The following is a 15041-nucleotide window of genomic DNA, read 5'->3' on the forward strand; positions in this document are numbered from 1 at the left end:
TGATCCGTTTAGAGCCGGCCGAACCAGTTGAGATTGACGACATGCGCAAGCGACGCGAACGGCTTGCTGCATCGCTCGTGATACGGCCCCGTCAGACCCTTGTGGCCATGCGGGTCGTTGTCGAAACGGATGTGAACGCTGCGCTGTTCCTTTGTGATCGGCGCATTACAGGCCGAGCACCAAGGTTCGTTCCCGCCGCTGCCGCTGGCGGGCATAGGGTCAAAGGCCAAAATCCTAACTCCTGCGCAATCGCCGCGCCCTTCTCACGCTGGCATGCGGTTTTCCGTCTCAAAAGCCCAGTTCGGTTCTCCTTCGGGCGTTATCCAGAGGCTGGCGGCGATATGTCACCATTTCTTCATAGACGTGGATTCCATCACACGACCGACAGGGCTGATTCCGTACGGAGAGCGGTATGAACCATCTCCCGTCTTGGAATGATGGGCCCTCGAAGGACGCCATCCTCGACTTCGTCGCGCGGGTTTCACATGGAGACAGCCCGGATTTCGTGCCGGTATCGGAACGCATCGCCTGTTTCGACAACGATGGCACGCTGTGGTGCGAATTTCCGATGCAGACGCAGGTCTTCTTCGCCTTCGCGCAGCTCGCGAACATCGTCGAGAAAAGCCCCGACCTGAAAGAGAAGCAGCCCTACAAGGCGTTTCTCGAACACGATACGGCGACGATCCATGCCCTCGGCAAGAAGGCCGTGTTCGAGTTCGCCTTCGCGACCCATGCGGGGATGACGGTCGACGAGTTCGCCGACATTGCACGCTCCTGGTTCGAGACCGCGCGCAATCCGAAGCTCGACCGGCTGTTCGTCAAATGCGTGTACCAGCCGCAGGTCGAGCTTCTGGCGCTGCTGCGGGAGAACGGCTTCAAGACCTTCATCGTGTCCGGCGGGGGGATCGATCTGATCCGTGCATTCGCCGAGCTCGCTTATGGCATTCCGCCCGAACAGGTGGTCGGCTCGAGCGTGAAGACAGCATTCGAGGCCGCCGGCAAGCTGGTCTCATTGAGGAAGCTTGCCGAGCTGCGGAGCTTCGACGACCGCGAGGAGAAGGTCGTCAATATCGGCCTGCATATCGGCCGCCGGCCGATCTTCGTATTCGGCAATTCGGATGGCGATCTCGCGATGATGCGATACGCGCTCGCCGGCCAGGGACCGCGCCTCGCAATGCTCGTCCATCACGACGATGCCGAGCGGGAGTTCGCCTATGATCGGGACTTCAAGCTCAGTCCGCTGACCGAGGCGCTGGACAATGCGGCCGCCTATGGCATCCGCGTCGTCAGCATGGCTCGGGACCGGAAAGAGGTGTTCGTCGCATGAGCGAGCTTCTCGTCTCCCTTACCGAAGCATCGACGCTCGCGATCGATCTCATCGCCCTCTGCGTCATCGTCTACGGCACGGTGGAAGCGGCCTGCATGGTCATCCTGCATGTCGTGACGGCCCGGGACGATGGTCTGGAGCGGCGCGCGATCTGGCTGCGCTATGCGCGCTGGCTCGTGGCCGGCCTGACCTTCCAGCTCGCCGCCGATATCCTCGAGACCTCGGTCGCTCCCGACTGGCAGACGGTCGGACGATTGGGCGCGATCGCGGTGATCCGGACATTCCTGAACTATTTTCTCGACCGCGATCTCGCCGAGATTCGCGAGCGTAATCGCGAGGGGCTGACGCCACGCAAGGGAGAGGTTGCCGATGTCGATGCTGCTTGAGCCCGAAGTCGCGGCGCCGCCCGGCATGGCCCGCATTCCTGGCGGCCTATTCAACATGGGCTCGAACCATCACTACGCCGAGGAGAAGCCCGTCCATCGCGTGCGGGTCGATGCGTTCCTGATGGAGCGGACGCCGGTGACGAACGCCGAGTTCCGCGCCTTCGTCGAGGAGACCGGTCACATAACCTTCGCCGAGATAGCGCCCCGCGCCGAAGACTATCCCGGCGCGAAGCCGGAGATGCTGCGGCCGTCCTCGCTCGTCTTCATGCAGCCGTCGGGACCGGTGGATCTGCGCAACTGGTCCAACTGGTGGAACTTCATGGCCGGCGCGGACTGGCGCCATCCGTACGGGTCGGGAAGCTCGATCGACGGACTGGACGATCACCCGGTGGTCCACGTCGCCTATTCCGATGCAGAGGCCTACGCGAAGTGGGCCGGCAAGAGATTGCCGACCGAGGCGGAATGGGAATTCGCCGCGCGCGGCGGGCTGAAGGATGCCGACTACGCCTGGGGCGATACCTTCGCGCCGGACGGGCAGGCGATGGCCAATACCTGGCAGGGGCAGTTCCCGTGGCAGAACCTGGCCGAGGACGGCTATGAGCGGACCTCGCCCGTTGGCAGCTTTCCGGCGAACGGATATGGCCTTCACGACCTGATCGGCAATGTCTGGGAGTGGACATCGGACTGGTTCGTCGATCATCACCCCGCAGACGAGACGAAGACCTGTTGCGTGCCGCTCAATCCGCGCGGCCCGAGAGAAAATGAGAGCTACGATCGCTGCCAGCCGGAAATCCGGATTCCGCGCAAGGTCCTGAAGGGCGGATCGCATCTGTGCGCGCCCAATTATTGCCGGCGTTATCGCCCGGCGGCGCGACATCCGGAGCCGGTCGACACATCGACCTCTCACGTCGGGTTTCGTTGCGTGACCGACGCTCCCGCCGGGCAAGATAAGTGATTGAGAAATCCGGCTTTCGTTACGTCTCGTTACAGTAACATAGCCCTCTGAAGCTGGCCGTCCTTCTCGAAAAGCGGAAAGCTCCGGACCGTTCCTTAACGGCGGTCCGATAATGTCGTACGCGTTCAGAATACGGACGTTCCCCGGATTCCAGGCCCTGCTTGCGGCTGTCGTCTCGGCGATCGTGTCGCTCGGGGCATTCGGCGCGTATGCGCAGACCGACCCGCTGCCCTCATGGAACGAGGGCGTCACCAAACAGGCGATCCTGGATTTCGTCGTGGCGTCGTCGACGCAGAACAATCCCGGTTTCGTGCCGCCGGCCGAGCGCATCGCCGTGTTCGACATGGACGGGACCCTGATTCCCGAACGGCCTATGCCGGCGGCGATCGTCCCGATCCTCGCCGACCTCAAGCAGGCGGTCGTGAAGAACCCGATCCTGCAGGAAAAACCCGCGATCTCAGCCCTGCTGAAGGGTGACCAGGCGGGTGTCCTCGCAGCCGGCCAGCAGGGCATCAATGACATCATCGCCGCCGTGGCGGACGGCAAGACGACCGAAGAGGTCGCCGCCAACGTCGCCACCCTCATGCACGGCGCCGTGCATCCGAAATTCGACGTGCCGTTCTCCAAGGCGGTCTACCAACCGATGATGGAGGTGCTGGCATTGCTGCGGGCGAATGGCTTCTCGACCTGGATCTGCAGTGGCAGCCCCGTCCTGTTCACCCGGCAGATGGCCGAGGAGATGTTCGGCATCCCGCCGCATCAGGTCATGGGCAGCAACCTCGAGACCAAATTCGTCGAGCGCAACGGCCGGAGCGTCCTCGTCTTCGACTCCCTGATCGACCACTTGAACGATCGCAAAGGCAAGCCGGTCACGCTCAATCTCGTCCTTGGAACGCGGCCGGTCTTCGTCGCCGGCAATGAGGGCGGCCGCGGCGACATCGCAATGATGCGCTGGTCGAAGGACCGCGTCGGCCCGAGCTTCCAGCTCCTCATCGATCACGACGATGCGGCGCGCGAATTCTCATACGAAGAGTCGGACAATTACTCGCTCGATGCGGCCGGCAAGTACGGCTTCCACGTCGTCAGCATCAGGGCCGACTGGAAGACCGTCGTCGCGCCGGCAGGGAATTAAGAGGCGGGAAAACGGACGAGGGGTGGGGACGTAGAAGGAGAGAACAATGACAGGACGTCTTCCGACAACGGCGCGTACGTCGTTGCTGGCTGTGGTGCTGCTGGCAGGCTCCGCTTTCTGGTTGCCTGGCGCCGGAACTGCCGCCCCCCTCAACCAGGCCCCTCTTGTCGCTCCGATCGCCAGTCAGGCGACGCCGCTTTACACCGAGGTCCAGGCCCGAGGTCGTACGGTGCGCCGCACCACGGTTCGCGGCCCGCGTGGCGGCGTCGCGCGGCGTACTACGGTCGTTCGACCGGGTGTTCGGCCCGGTGTTCGGCCGGGTGTTAGACCCGGCTACCGTCCCGGACGCTGGGCTCGTCCCGGCCGGTATTACTGGCGTCCAGGTGGAGCGGTCGCGGCGGGCGCCGCGCTCGGCTTCCTTGGAGCCGCGGCGGTGTCATGGGCCAACGCTCCGGCTCCCGGCATGTGCTGGTACTACACCAGCCCGAGTCGCCGCAGTGGCTTCTGGGACTACTGCCCGTAGAGACTGGTCCACCTGCACCGCCTTCATGGGTGGTGCAGGTGCACGCCTGCAACGAAGGTACAGGCCGCGGGCCGAAATACTCGACGGAACGTGGACGTTTCCGGAGGCGACGCCAACGAACTGATTGTCTTCGCCGACCGAGGCCTGTTCGGCGCTTTTGGAAGACCGGACATCGCTTCAGACACAACTCGGGAGATCGGAGTCATGGAAAAGTCTGCTGTCGCATCGCTTGCTATCCCGGCCGCGGAACTGGCTGCTTCGGCCTTCGCCCAATCGCCTTCGGTCGACGAAGCGCGAGGCATCGCCCAAGAGGCATATATCTACCTCTATCCGCTGATCTCGATGGACGTGACGCGGAAGCAACTCGTCAATGCTGATCCGGCCACCTCGCCGATCGGCGGGCCACCGAACACGTTCAAGAACGTCCAGGCATTTCCCTCGGCCGATATGCGCGTGGTCGTGCGACCGAACTTCGACACGCTCTATTCGAGCAGCTGGCTGGACCTGACCAGGGGCCCGGTCGTCGTCTCGGCCCCCGATACCGGCGGTCGCTACTACATGTTGCCGATGCTGGACATGTGGACCGACGTGTTCGCCGTGCCGGGCAAGCGGACGACCGGAACTGACGCCGCCAATTTCGCCGTCGTGCCTCCCGGCTGGTCCGGCACGCTTCCCGCCGATCTGCAGAGGATCGACGCCTCGACTCCGTATGTCTGGGTAATCGGACGTACGCAGACCAACGGGGTGCAGGACTATGCCGCCGTCCACAAGATCCAGGATGGTTACAGGATTACCTCGTTGGAAGACTGGGGGAAGTCTCCGACTCCCGTCAAATACACGATCGATACGACTGCCGACCTCAAGACCCCGCCGCTGGATCAGGTCAACGACATGTCGGCCGCCGACTATTTCAAGTACGGCGCCGAGCTGATGAAAATGCACCCGCCGCATGGAAGCGACTGGTCGACCATCGCTCGCCTGAAACGGATCGGCATCGAACCCGGCAAAAGCTTCGACTCGTCGAAGGCCGACGCAGCAGCGCTGGCCGGCGGCGCTTCGGACGGCCTGAAGCTGATGAAGGAGAAGGTCCCGACGATAGCCCGCGTGACCAATGGCTGGCAGATGAACACCGACACGATGGGTGTCTACGGGAATTACTATCTCAAGCGCGCGATCATCGCGATGGCCGGCCTTGGCGCAAATCAGGTCGAGGATGCAATCTACCCGCTGAACATCGCTGACGCGGACGGCGACAAGGTCACCGGCGACAAAAAATACGTCCTGCATTTCGCCAAGGACGACATACCGCCCGTCGACGCCTTCTGGTCGTTGACTATGTACGACGCACAGGGCTTCCAGGTGGCAAACCCGATTAACCGGTTCGCGATCGGCGATCGCGATGCGCTGAAATTCAACGCGGACGGTTCGCTCGACCTCTACATCCAGAACGAAAATCCCGGTCCCGACAAAGAGGCGAACTGGCTTCCGGCTCCGGCGAGCGGCGAGCTTGGCCTGACGCTTCGTCTCTATGCGCCGAAAGCGCCGGTCGCAAACGGCCGCTGGAATCCGCCGGCAATCAAGAAGGTCAAATGACGGGAGGATCGTATGGAAGCCGGGTTCGACTGGCTTTGGTGGCTTTGCCTGGTCATCGTCATCGGCCTCTTCATCGCGATGGTTTATGTCATCTACTGGCTCGGCAGGCTGCCGGGCGAGACCGCGCACAAACGCGGTCATCCGCAGGCTTCGGCGATCACCGTCTGCGGCTGGCTCGGTCTGTTGTTTCCGCCGCTCTGGCCGATCGCGCTGGTCTGGGCGTGGACCACGCCACGCGACCGGCCGCTGCAGCCACCGCCGGACCTCAATGATCTGGAAGCGACGCTTCGGCGGACGGCGCTCCGCATTGCCGATATCGAGCGTGCGCTCGGCATACCGGCCGGAAAGGCGGGTGCGAGATGATCCCGGCTCTGCTGTCCTCCGTTGTGATCATGTTCCTCTATTGGCGTGAGAGCCGGCCGAAGCCCGGCGTGCCGGTGCCCGGATCGGCCGAGGATCTCGAGGACGAACTTGTCGATCTCAATGCCCGGCTGGATGCGATCCAGCGGCACCTCACGCAAAAGGGGTGATGCGCGATGCAATGGCCGATCTTCATTGCCTATACCGCGATCGTCTGGCTGATCTTCGTGAAGCTCCGGCTGCTCCGGCTGACCTTCGCTTGGGCGATGCTGTTCGCGGCGGCCGGGCCGCTCATTTTCTTCTTCGTTCTGATGGCGATGAATTTCTACCATCCCGGAACGTCAGACGTTCAGGTGCTGCATAGGGTCGTGCAGATCGCGCCCCGCATATCCAAGCCTGGTCGAGTGTCCGTGGTCGTGGTCGAGGCGAACGCGCCGTTGAAGAAGGGCGACCTGCTGTTCCGCGTCGATCCCAAGCCGTTCCAGTTCGAGGTCAGCAGGCTCGAGGCCGCGCTCGCGGCATCCGAGCAGAGCGTGCCTGAACTGCAGAGCGCGCTCAATGCGGCCAAAGCTTCGCGGGCGCGGGCACAGGCGCAGCTCGAACTCGCGCAGATGACCTACGAGCGCCAGTCGGACCTGCTCCGGCAGAAGGTCGTGGCGCAGGCGACGGTCGACAACGCCCAGCGCGATCTCGACGCTGCCCGCCAGTCCGAAGCTGCGGCGGCCGCCGGAGAGGAGGGCGCGCGGCTGCAGCTTGAATCGACGATAGGCGGCGTCAACACCTCCGTCGCGCAGGTTCGCCAGCAACTTGCCTCGGCACAGGACGATCTTGCCGAGACCGTGGTCAAAGCGCCTTGCGACGGCTTCGTCTCGAACGTGAACATCCTACCCGGCCAGATCGTCAGCGGCGCAGCGGCGGTGATGCCGTTCGTCTGCGATCAGGAGCCGGACGAGCGTGGCAAGGTCATCGCGACATTCGCGCAATCGGCCTTTCTCGGCGTCCATGCGGGCGACGAGGCCGAGGTGATCTTCAGCATGTATCCGGGACAGGTATTTCCGGCGAAGGTGCTCTATGCGGTCGACATCACGAGCGGCGGCCAGATCGGCGTCGGAGGGGTGATCCCGACAATCACCGGCCAGACCGCCCCGCCACGCTTCGCGGCGGTTCTGAGGCTGGACGACCCGAACATCCGAATACCGGCCGGAGCCCATGGCTCGGGTGCGGTCTATACCGACCGGGTGCCGTTCGCCGCGATGTTCCGCAAAGGCTTGGTTCGGACCGATACGATCGTCAATTATCTGGCCTGGGGAACGTGAGGAGCGGACCGGCGGCGGCTTCGGCTCATTGCGCTGGGACGGGGTCGCCTTCGAGTACGTCGTCCAGCGCTGCCAGGGATGGAATCGCGATTTCTTCCGGCGGCTTCCCGGGCGCGGCCGCCTGGCCGAATTGAACGACCGCGACCCTTCCGTCCGTGACGTAGCGGTCACCTTCCGCATTGCGGCTCTCGGTTCCCGCGGGTTCGACGGTCAGGCGATAAACGGCCGACGCCAATCCCAGCTTGATGAAGTCCTTCACCAGGCCGTCGCGTTCGAGATCGACGTTCGGCGCTATGCGGTGCGTAACCGCTCCGGTGTAGTGGCTGAAGCCGACGCCCTCGTCGAAACTTGCCGAACCCAACCAGATCGCACGCTCTTCGCCGGCCGTCTGGTAGACGTTCCAGAAGCGCACATGATGCCGGCTGTCGGCGCTGATGCCCGACGCTTTCTCGAAGGCCAGGTCTTCGCGCCGGTTGTCGTAGAAGAGATTGCTGACCGGAGCGTCCGGGTCGGCACGATTGAGCAGGACGCTCTCGACGATCCCTATGCTCGACCGCAGCGTAATGGCATTCGCCGGGCTCCATCCGACATCGTGAAGATTGCGGATGACGTCCGCCTTCGTCCCGATGAGGCCGATATTGATCGGATCGCCGGGGATTCCGTCCGCATTGCGAGTGATGAACGGCAGCTCGGCCAGGGCATGACGACGCTCGTAGCGCGCCCACAGATCCGGGAGGATCAGATAGGCGAGCAGACCGTAGCCGATCGCAAGGATCAGCAGCGTTCGGGTCTTGTGATGCCGAGCCTGTAAAAGCCGGAACGTCACCTTCGGCCCCCTGTCGGCGCCGCACGCCGCAGGAGATCTCGTGGTGCCTGGGCTCAGTCCGCCGAAACCATCATCTGTCTGACGGCGCGCCAGCGCCAGAGCTCTTCAAGATTCCGGTAGTAGGAGCTTTCGTCGGAGGTCTTGGCGCCCTCCGCCAGTTCGGCGAAATGCCGAGCCTGAAGATTGCAGTACTGAGCTTCCTGGATGTGGGTGGCCGCGCCGTCAGCGACAAATGCTGAGCTTTCTGTCTGCATGTCGGTTCATCCCGCTTGAGAGCCGCATGGTTACTGAAGCATGAAACGCGCCGATATAGGGCACGGAGTGGAAGGACAGGTTGTCGCGGGGGTCAGTCCGGTTCTCCGTTACCGGACAGGATCTGGGCCGTTCCCCGGATCGCGGTTCTGAACGCCTCGTCGAAATTGACGCCCTTGATACCCCAGTGATAGGGCGTGCCGTTGGTCGACAGCCGCCAGTCGGCAATCCATCCAGCGAGCTCGTCGCTGAAGATCAAACTGCCCGCGAGTGCGATGTCGCCACCGGCCGTTTTCGCGGTGGCGCCCAGCGCATCGAGCTTGGGATCAAGCAGCGAATTGAAGTCGAGCGAGGATTTCCGCAGCAGGCCGTCGCTCGGGAACCCGATCGGGATGCCGTAGCGCCTTGCCGCCAGGCCGAACGATTTCCGCTGCAGATCGCCGTAATCGTTCTTGTCCGAAAGCACATAGATCGTGTCGGCGATCTTCACCGCGAGGAAGATGATGATCCTCGGGCGCGATGCGCTCCAGGGCTGGCGCCCGAGCGCTTCCAGGGCGCCATCGATCCTGGTCTTGTCGTAGTCGATGGTGATCTCGAACGGGCGGTCTCGCGTGCCTTGCTCGTCGTGCTTCGGGATATCGGCCATCAGGTCGCGGTAGGAATAGAAGCTCGCCGCTTGTGCGCTATACAGCTGATCAACTCGTGGGTCGGAGACGAGCCGGGCGTCTCCCGAGACCTTCACCAGAACATCGCGAAAGCCCTGAAGAAGCGCCGGATTTCTGGTTTCCTCCCGCTGGCCCGTCACGTTCGCCCAGGCGCGGTAGAGATCGGCCACGGTTTCGTCGGCGTGGCCCGGTAGCGTCGAAAGCAGGAGCGCGGCTGCGAAAGCCGCCGTCCGGATGATTGTGCCGGTCATGGTCACGCCTCCGTCGGTGAGCATGATCCGAGCCGCGTGGACCGGCAATCCTCGATAGGATGGCCTCGAAACGGACGGGCCGCCACCTCAGCCACAAGGCGACGGCCCTCGAGCGCGGCTCCGGCTTGCAGGCGGGACGACGGCTCATCGGAAGAAGAGGGCCAGCGTCTCGAACGGGCAATACGTCATTCGACCCTCCATCCATCGATGGAAGCTGCACAAAAGCATTCTCGCCGGACCGAATCGGCGGTTGCGGCTGCCGATCTCTCGTCCCATCTCATGATAAGACCGCACTCGGCGGATGCGCCGCCCGGATCCGCAAATGACCGTTCATTTTCCATTCGACAATTCCTATTCGCGCCTGCCCGATCGCTTCTTCGTGCGCCAGATCCCGGCGGTCGTCGCCGCTCCGAAGCTGATCCGGCTCAACCGCGACCTTGCCGTCGAACTCGGCCTCGATCCCGAGCAGCTTTCGACTCCCGAAGGCATCGATATTCTAGCCGGCCGGACGATACCTGACGGCGCGGAGCCGATCGCGACCGTGTATGCCGGACATCAGTTCGGAAATTTCGTCCCGCAGCTCGGAGACGGACGGGCGATCCTGCTGGGCGAGGTTGTCGGCCAAGACGGGATACGGCGCGATATCCAGCTCAAGGGCTCTGGCCGCACGCCTTTCTCGCGCATGGGCGACGGACGTTCCGCGCTCGGACCGGTGCTGCGCGAATATGTGGTCAGCGAAGCGATGGCGGCTCTGGGCGTCAGGACGACGCGGTCCCTCGCGGCCGTGTCGACCGGCGAGACGGTGGTTCGCGAGATCCCGCTGCCCGGTGCCGTCCTGACACGGGTCGCCTCCAGCCATATCCGTGTCGGTACATTCCAATTTTTTGCGGCCCGGGGCGATTTCGACGCGGTGCGGCTCCTCGCCGATCATGTCATCGCCCGCCATTATCCCGAAGCCGCGGGGGCGGAACGACCGTATCAGGCGCTGCTGGAAGCGGTGGTGCGCGCGCAGGCCGATCTCGTCGCGCAGTGGATGCTGATCGGTTTCATCCACGGCGTGATGAACACCGACAACATGTCGATCGCCGGCGAGACGATCGATTACGGTCCATGCGCTTTCATGGACGAGTACAATCCACAGACCGTCCTCAGCTCGATCGATGCCTATGGCCGCTATGCCTACGGCAACCAGCCGAGCATGGCGCACTGGAATCTGGTGCGGCTGGCCGAAACCTTGCTGCCGCTGATGTCGTCCGAGCCCGAGGTCGCGGTCAAACAGGCGGAAGAAGCGCTCGCGGTATTTGAGACGGTTTTTTCAGACGCTCTGTTCGCCGGACTGTCCCGCAAGCTCGGTCTGTTCGAGGCGCGCGACAACGACAGGGAACTCGCGCGCGACCTCCTCAACCTGATGAACGACAACGGCGCCGACTTCACATTGGCATTCCGGGCACTGGCGGATGCAGCCGAGGAGAACGAGGCTCCGCTGCGCAGCCGTTTCGTCGTCCCGGCGGCACTCGATCCATGGCTGCAAAGGTGGCGGCTCCGGCTCGGCGAGGAGAAGCAGTCCGACGCCGAACGGTCGGCCGCGATGCGGACGGTGAATCCGATGTACATACCGCGCAATCACCGCATCGAGGCGGTGATCCGGGCCGCGATCGACCACGATGACTTCGGGCCGTTCCATGAACTCCTGGCCGTGCTTTCGCGTCCCTACGACGATCAGCCGGCATTCGCGCATTACGCGGAGCCGCCCACATCCGAGGAGCGGGTGCTGCAGACCTTCTGCGGGACCTAGCGCGTTCCCGGAATGACGATGTCGTCTGCCGGCAACGGTTCGCCTTTCGAATGGCGAACGATGTTCGCAAACCAGTAGTCGACGCCCGGCTCGATCGTATCGCTCGCATTCGCCGCGTTGTGAGGCGTGAAGACGACATTATCGAGCTTGAGCAGCGGATTGTCTGCGGGCGTCGGTTCTTTCTCGAAGACGTCGAGACCGGCCCCGCCGATGACTCCGTTGGTCAGGGCCCAAAGAAGGTCGGTCTCGTTGACGATGCCGCCACGCGCCGTGTTGATCAGCAATGCGGTCGACTTCATCGCCTCGAGTTCAGGGCGGGCAATGAGATTGCGCGTTTCCGGGGTCAGCGGACAGTGGAGCGAGACGATGTCGGAGCGCTCCAGAATCTCATCGACCGAGGCGTAGGTGATGCCAAGGGCGAGCTCCTCCGCATCCGGCAGCCGGGTGCGCTTGCTATAGAGAACCTCGCAATCGAAGCCCTTTACCCGTTTGGCGACGAGCGCGGCGATCGTGCCGTAGCCGATGAGCCCCACCGTCTTCTCCGTCAGCAGGGAGATCTCGGGCCACAGCGCCTGCTTGATCCAGCGGCCGTCCCTGAGCGCGCTGTCGGCCTTCGGGATGCGGCGAAGGGCGGCGAGCATCAGGCCGACTGCGTGGTCGGCGACCGTCGCGGCATTGCTGCCGGGAATGCGGAGGACGGCGATGCCGAGCTCGCGGCAGGTCTCCAGCGGCACACCGTCGACACCGACGCCCCAGCGGTGCAGGAGCTTGAGCCTGGCCGCGGCCTGGATAACTTCGGACGGAACGGCGAGGCCGAACGCAACGGCGTAATCGGCATCAGCGATGTGGTTCTTGAGGACGCCTGGATCGGTCGAGGGAACGAACGAGAACGCGAAGCCTGCAGGAACGCGGGCGCTGATCCGCGCGGCGATGTCAGCCGCGAGCGGCTGCAGGAACAGGATTTTCTGGGTCACGATTGGATCATTCGGGAAGCGGATCTGGAGAGCTGCGATCGATATGACCGAGATCGCGCCACGGAGCCAGGCGGTCGCGGACGCGCTGCTTGAGCGTCTTGGCATCGGGGAAGCCGCCGTCGACCTTTCGATCCCAGATCACCTCCTCGTCATAGGCGATCTGGAACATGCCGCCGGTCCGGGGAACGAGCGAAACCTCGCCGAGATCGGGGCCGAAGGTCGACAGGAGCTCCTGCGCCATCCAGGCGGCGCGGAGCAGCCATTGGCACTGATAGCAGTAATAGATCGTGATTTTGGGCGGTGCGGCAGGATGTTGCGGGATGGGGGTGTCAGTCATCAAATTCGGTCTTCCATCTTGACCACTTCGGCCGGCTCTCATACCTCGACCGCCGGGCGCTTCTTGCGCCAACCATTCCTACTGGCCGGATCGGGCCGTAACAAACGATTGGGAACAACGATGAGCGCAGCAGTGAAGGCGAAGTACGCCGGCGACAAGGCACCCGTGGTCCAGTTTCTCAAGACGCTGGACGGACTGATCCACGAAGGCAAGTTTCGTGAGGCGGCGGAGAGCTTCAAGAAGTTCGAAGAAGACAATCGTGATTCCGATTTCATGGTCGAGGAAGCTATTCCTTTCCGGGTCCAGAATTACCTGTCGCATACGATTGGCGCGACCGCGTTCGTGAAGTATACGCTGCGTCATTCGACCTGGGCGGTGGAATTGACCCGCGCTTTCCACGATCCGGAGAAATTCGATACGTTCGTCAAGAACGCCGCGGCCGAGGTCAAGAAGCTCGCCTGATGTGAACCGGCATGTGCACGGATGTGCACTGTCGGGCATGTTGAGAACCAAAAGGGCCGCGTGAGCGGCCCTTTTCGTTTTTGTCAGATCGACTGGCTCCAGGGCTCGGCGACATAGCCGTAGGCGCCGCCGATCCGGACGATCCTGCCGACGCCCGGGAATGGCAGATGCGCGCCGGTGATCGCGAGCTTGTCTGTCGCGGCTTGGTCGAGCACCTTCTTGCGCGTCTCGACCGCCATCGCCGGATCGACGTCGTACGCGATCGAGCGCGAGGGTTCGGGAATCTGCAGCGCCGCATTGTGCGCGATGTCGCCCCAGATCAGGAGCTGCGCGCCGCCGGAGGCGATGCGGAACATCGTATGGCCGGGCGTATGGCCGGGCGCCGGCTCGGCGGTGACGCCGGAAACGACCTCGCCGGTGCGGAAGGTCTGGATCCGGCCCGCGCCCCTGTAGGGCTTCAGCTTGGTCTCGATCAGCTTGAACTGGCCTTTCATCCCCTCCGGCGCCTTGGCGAGGTTCTCGGCGCTCGACCAGAAGGCGAGCTCGGCCTCGGCGACGCGGACGACCGCGTTCGGGAAGACGGCCTGACCGCCCGCGGTGAGGCCCGAGCAATGGTCGCCGTGGAGATGGGTCAAGACGACGATGTCGACCTGGTCGAGCGCATAGCCGGCGGCGAGCAGGTTGGACGACAGCTTGCCGAGCGAGTCCGTCAGCCCCGAGCCACCTGAATCGATCAGGATCAGCCGGTCGCCGGTATTGATCAGCCAGCCATTGACCGAGGTCTTCACGGTGTCGGCGCCGAGCACCGACTGTGCCGACGGATCGCCGGTGAAGAGCTTGGTGCCGAGCGGGATGAAGCCGTCGGCGAGAATTGTGACTTCGGAAGAGCCGACCGTCAGCCGGTAATAGCCGGGCGCCTGGACGCCGAGCTTCGGAGCCCTGGCGAGGGCAGGGAGCGAAAAGGTCGATGCCAGCGCGCCGCCAAGCGCGCCGAAAGTGAGGGAACGCCGGGTGATGAGCATGCTTGATCTCGCCGCATCGTGGATAGGCGGGGTTCTACATCGGCTCAGGGTCAGGTGTAAGCAAGACAAGGTTGCGGATTTTTGACCGCTCAATCCACGAGAGACGCCGCGAAGGCGCTCGCGACCCGTGCGGCGAGGTCGGCCAGCACGCGTTCCGGCTCGGCCAGGATGACGGCGACCGGATAGCGCGCGACCTCGAAGCCCAGGCGCTCGAAATAGGCGCGGCGGTCGCGGTCCTGCAGCCGGTCGACATGGGTCGGGGCGATCTCGATGATCAGCATCGGATCATGGCTGAGGAATTCGGCGGTGAACGGTCCGATCGGCACCTGACGGCGGAATTCCAGTCCGTCCATGCTTTCCTCGGAGAGCAGGGCCCAGAGTTTGCGCTCGGCGTCGGTCGGCTCCCGGCGCGCCATGCGGGCGCCGAACAGCGAGACGGGGCGGTTCACATCGACCATCTGGCCTCCGATGAGGCCCGGTCCGGCGATGAGCCGGACCGGGCGCTCGGTGTTATTCTACCACTTCGATCACGCGGCGCGTAGACGGCTCCACGATGACGCGCTTGTTGTTGACCACGGCGTAGCTGTAGCTGCGCGCGCTCGGGATCGTGTGGAACTCGACGGTCGGCGGCAGGACGCTGCCGACGGCGATCGCGCCGTCATATTCGACCGAGGAGGCACGGCCTTCCTGGACCACATAGGAGCGGACCTCTGGCGTCACCTCGATGAGGGCCTGGGCCGCGGCGGTACCGGCGCTGACCGCGATGAGCGCGGCGCCGAGAATGAGCGTCTTCATGTCGTCTCTCCCTGAGCTAATGCCCTGCCAAGCAACGGGCGAGACCGACGAGGGTTCCCGTTTCGCGTTT

Annotated in this window: 20 protein-coding genes; 11 read left to right on the forward strand and 9 right to left on the reverse strand. The window is 63.7% G+C overall.

What is annotated here, in order from left to right; all coding sequences use genetic code 11:
- Positions 1-8: 8 nt before the first annotated feature.
- On the reverse strand, positions 9-230 hold the full coding sequence (locus tag ACFPFW_RS02730; RefSeq protein ID WP_162799701.1) for a hypothetical protein: 222 nt from the start codon (positions 228-230) through the stop codon (positions 9-11).
- 182 nt (positions 231-412) lie between these two features.
- Here ACFPFW_RS02730 and ACFPFW_RS02735 point away from each other — a divergent pair, with 182 nt between their 5' ends.
- The 9 genes from ACFPFW_RS02735 (at position 413) to ACFPFW_RS02775 (ending at position 7592) form a co-directional block, all read left to right on the forward strand.
- Complete coding sequence (locus ACFPFW_RS02735) at positions 413-1327, forward strand: HAD family hydrolase (RefSeq protein ID WP_114957340.1); 915 nt, start codon at positions 413-415, stop codon at positions 1325-1327.
- The gene (locus ACFPFW_RS02740; protein ID WP_114957341.1) at positions 1324-1713 is read left to right on the forward strand and encodes a DUF1622 domain-containing protein; all 390 of its coding nucleotides are present in this window, start codon (positions 1324-1326) and stop codon (positions 1711-1713) included. The genes ACFPFW_RS02735 and ACFPFW_RS02740 overlap by 4 nt, the downstream gene beginning before the upstream one ends.
- Entirely contained in the window at positions 1697-2668 is a 972-nt protein-coding gene (locus ACFPFW_RS02745) for a formylglycine-generating enzyme family protein (protein ID WP_114957342.1), read from the forward strand. Before ACFPFW_RS02740 ends, ACFPFW_RS02745 begins: the two co-directional genes overlap by 17 nt.
- A 112-nt stretch (positions 2669-2780) precedes the next feature.
- On the forward strand, positions 2781-3800 hold the full coding sequence (locus ACFPFW_RS02750) for an HAD family hydrolase (protein ID WP_114957343.1): 1020 nt from the start codon (positions 2781-2783) through the stop codon (positions 3798-3800).
- Between the two features lie 46 nt (positions 3801-3846).
- Positions 3847-4323, forward strand: coding sequence for a hypothetical protein (locus ACFPFW_RS02755; protein WP_379769324.1), 477 nt, complete (start codon positions 3847-3849; stop codon positions 4321-4323).
- 204 nt (positions 4324-4527) lie between these two features.
- Positions 4528-5916: a DUF1254 domain-containing protein gene (locus ACFPFW_RS02760; RefSeq protein ID WP_114957412.1), complete on the forward strand. Its 1389-nt coding sequence runs from the start codon at positions 4528-4530 to the stop codon at positions 5914-5916.
- A gap of 12 nt (positions 5917-5928) precedes the next feature.
- Entirely contained in the window at positions 5929-6279 is a 351-nt protein-coding gene (locus tag ACFPFW_RS02765) for a DUF3302 domain-containing protein (RefSeq protein WP_114957344.1), read from the forward strand.
- Positions 6276-6446: a hypothetical protein gene (locus ACFPFW_RS02770; RefSeq protein ID WP_162799702.1), complete on the forward strand. Its 171-nt coding sequence runs from the start codon at positions 6276-6278 to the stop codon at positions 6444-6446. The genes ACFPFW_RS02765 and ACFPFW_RS02770 overlap by 4 nt, the downstream gene beginning before the upstream one ends.
- Before the next feature lie 6 nt (positions 6447-6452).
- Positions 6453-7592, forward strand: a complete 1140-nt coding sequence (locus ACFPFW_RS02775; protein ID WP_114957345.1) for an HlyD family secretion protein — start codon at positions 6453-6455, stop codon at positions 7590-7592.
- 25 nt (positions 7593-7617) lie between these two features.
- Here the strand turns inward: ACFPFW_RS02775 and ACFPFW_RS02780 are convergent, their stop codons facing one another.
- From ACFPFW_RS02780 to ACFPFW_RS02790, 3 genes are all read right to left on the reverse strand, one after another.
- Positions 7618-8418, reverse strand: a complete 801-nt coding sequence (locus tag ACFPFW_RS02780) for an LssY C-terminal domain-containing protein (protein WP_162799703.1) — start codon at positions 8416-8418, stop codon at positions 7618-7620.
- Between the two features lie 53 nt (positions 8419-8471).
- Positions 8472-8672, reverse strand: a complete 201-nt coding sequence (locus tag ACFPFW_RS02785; protein WP_114957347.1) for a hypothetical protein — start codon at positions 8670-8672, stop codon at positions 8472-8474.
- Positions 8673-8764: 92 nt separating this feature from the next.
- The gene (locus tag ACFPFW_RS02790) at positions 8765-9586 is read right to left on the reverse strand and encodes a DUF2066 domain-containing protein (RefSeq protein WP_162799704.1); all 822 of its coding nucleotides are present in this window, start codon (positions 9584-9586) and stop codon (positions 8765-8767) included.
- Positions 9587-9908: 322 nt separating this feature from the next.
- Between ACFPFW_RS02790 and ACFPFW_RS02795 the strand changes: the two genes are divergently transcribed.
- Entirely contained in the window at positions 9909-11381 is a 1473-nt protein-coding gene (locus tag ACFPFW_RS02795; protein WP_114957413.1) for a protein adenylyltransferase SelO, read from the forward strand.
- On the opposite strand, the gene ACFPFW_RS02800 is transcribed toward ACFPFW_RS02795, so the two are convergent.
- Positions 11378-12355 carry a 2-hydroxyacid dehydrogenase gene (locus tag ACFPFW_RS02800; protein ID WP_162799705.1) on the reverse strand — a complete coding sequence of 326 codons (978 nt, stop codon included), beginning with the start codon at positions 12353-12355 and terminating at the stop codon, positions 11378-11380. The genes ACFPFW_RS02795 and ACFPFW_RS02800 overlap by 4 nt on opposite strands.
- Positions 12356-12362: 7 nt before the next feature.
- A complete protein-coding gene (locus ACFPFW_RS02805; protein ID WP_114957350.1) occupies positions 12363-12692 on the reverse strand; it encodes an Rdx family protein in 330 nt (109 codons plus the stop codon).
- A gap of 120 nt (positions 12693-12812) precedes the next feature.
- Between ACFPFW_RS02805 and ACFPFW_RS02810 the strand changes: the two genes are divergently transcribed.
- A complete protein-coding gene (locus tag ACFPFW_RS02810) occupies positions 12813-13154 on the forward strand; it encodes a hypothetical protein (protein WP_114957351.1) in 342 nt (113 codons plus the stop codon).
- An 83-nt stretch (positions 13155-13237) separates the two neighbouring features.
- Here the strand turns inward: ACFPFW_RS02810 and ACFPFW_RS02815 are convergent, their stop codons facing one another.
- The 3 genes from ACFPFW_RS02815 to ACFPFW_RS02825 all read right to left on the reverse strand — a co-directional run bounded on the left by ACFPFW_RS02815 (position 13238) and on the right by ACFPFW_RS02825 (position 14971).
- Positions 13238-14176 carry an MBL fold metallo-hydrolase gene (locus ACFPFW_RS02815; protein WP_114957352.1) on the reverse strand — a complete coding sequence of 313 codons (939 nt, stop codon included), beginning with the start codon at positions 14174-14176 and terminating at the stop codon, positions 13238-13240.
- An 89-nt stretch (positions 14177-14265) separates the two neighbouring features.
- A complete protein-coding gene (locus ACFPFW_RS02820) occupies positions 14266-14634 on the reverse strand; it encodes an endonuclease domain-containing protein (RefSeq protein WP_114957353.1) in 369 nt (122 codons plus the stop codon).
- A gap of 52 nt (positions 14635-14686) precedes the next feature.
- Entirely contained in the window at positions 14687-14971 is a 285-nt protein-coding gene (locus ACFPFW_RS02825; protein WP_114957354.1) for a DUF1236 domain-containing protein, read from the reverse strand.
- Positions 14972-15041: the final 70 nt, after the last annotated feature.

It is taken from the genome of Flaviflagellibacter deserti (assembly GCF_042652085.1).
Lineage (GTDB): Bacteria > Pseudomonadota > Alphaproteobacteria > Rhizobiales > Methylopilaceae > Flaviflagellibacter > Flaviflagellibacter deserti.